Raw genomic sequence first — 1713 nt, forward strand, 5'->3', positions numbered from 1 at the left:
CCGATGGGCCGGCCGACGACGAGGTGCGCTGGCGCGGCCTGCGCATCGGACAGCTGCTCGGGGCGCCCGCTCCGGCGGCGCGCGCTCCCGTGGCGCGGCCCGCCGCAGCCGAGCCGGTGCCGCGCGCGCGCTATGTCGCGCTCTTCGCTTCCGAGAGCCACCAGATCACGCCCGAGCTGCGGCTGCCGCGCAAGAGCCGCAATGCGCGCCCGCAGGGCCTCCTGACCTGGGCCGTGGTGGAGGCGCTCTCGCGCCGGCCCGCCACCTGGCGCGAGCTGTTCGACGGCGTGCTCGCGGCCTATCCGCCGGTGATCGACGAACTCGCGCAGCGCTTTCCCACGCGCGAGCTGCCATCGCCGGTGGCCGAGGGCAATCTCGATGCGCCGATCTTCGCCAACCGCGCGCAGCCGGTTTCGACGCGGCCGGTGTGGCGCGCACAGCGCTCCGGCGACGCGCTGGTCCTGCAGGCCGGCCAGCTCGACGGGCTGGTGGCGCAGCAGCCGCTGCGCGTGCTGGCCACGATGGAAGACGGCACGGTGCGCAGCGCCGAGGGCCTGCTGCTGCAGGCCTACACCGACAAGGCGCGCATGGCGGTGCCGCCCGCGCTGCGCGAGCTGTCCGGCGCCGCGCTCTGGAACATCACGCCGCTCGGCGAACCGGCGTCGGTCGCGCTGCGCGTGCGCGCGGAGCAGGGCCTGCCGCCCGGGCTGAGCCTCGACTACCCCGCCTCGGTCGTCGCCGTGGCCGCGGCGGACGGTGCCGACGTGCACTGGAGCGCCTCCCGGCTCGACGTGCTCTCGCCCGCGCTCGGCGCCGGCGCCAGGCCTGTGCCGGCCGATGCCGCGGCGGCCCGCCGGCATCTTGAAATGCTGGCCCGGCTCAAATGGCTCAACCAGCTCTACAGCATTGCCAGGGATGCGGACTTCGAGGGCTTCGACGCACTGTTCGAAGTGTGGAACGGCGACCGCCTGGTGCGCAGCGGCCCGGCCCGCCAGGCCGGCGCCGGGCTGCTGCCGCTGCGTGCCGGCGAGCGCGCCGTGCTCAATGTGCGCAATGCCACCGGGCGCTCGGTGGACCTTGTCGTCGTCGGCATCGACCCGCAGGGCGGTGCACGCCAGGTCTACCCCGGGGACCCGGGCGAGACCAACCGCTTCAAGCGCGGCACGCGCGACGCGCCCGCCGTCAAGCGCTTCGAATTGCCCTGGTTCAACGCCGAAGGCGGCCGGCTGCTGGTGCTGGCCGCGCCGGCAACGCCCTACAGCGCGCCGCGCCTGTTCGGCGCCGGCACGGCCGACGGGGTGGCCCAGGTGCGGGTGCGCGGCGCCCTGCAGCAAGACAGCGAGCGGCAGAGCTTTGCCGCGATGGTGCATTGGGCGGGCGAAGCCTTGTCCGCCAGGTAACGACAGACCACCGGATTTTTTTCAGGAGATCGACATGAGCTGGACCTACGATGGAAAACTGGACCCCGACGAGGCCCTGCGCCTGCTCGACTACCTGTCGGGCGAATCGGGCAACGACTTCGCGATGATGATCGAGAGCAAGGGCTCGCCGATCGAGGGAGAGTCCAAGCGCACCTACGAAGACGGCAAGCAGCGCATGGACATCGGCGGCTACTCGTACAAGTCGGACGTCGTCGTTCCGCCCGGCTCCACCAAGGGCAAGCTGCGCAACCACGCCTTCATCGTGATCCGCGACTGCGATGCGGCCACGGCC

1 protein-coding gene and 1 pseudogene are annotated in these 1713 nt (G+C 72.7%); both read left to right on the top strand.

Annotation, left to right across the window (positions count from 1 at the left end; all coding sequences use genetic code 11):
• A partial coding sequence (locus AC1DOC_RS32565) for a caspase family protein (protein WP_478131431.1) occupies positions 1-1400 on the top strand: 1400 nt, incomplete at its 5' end.
• Between the two features lie 34 nt (positions 1401-1434).
• Positions 1435-1713, top strand: a pseudogene (locus AC1DOC_RS32570) (hypothetical protein); the annotation flags it as partial.

It is taken from the genome of Variovorax sp. 01T439_2, from assembly GCF_056398445.1.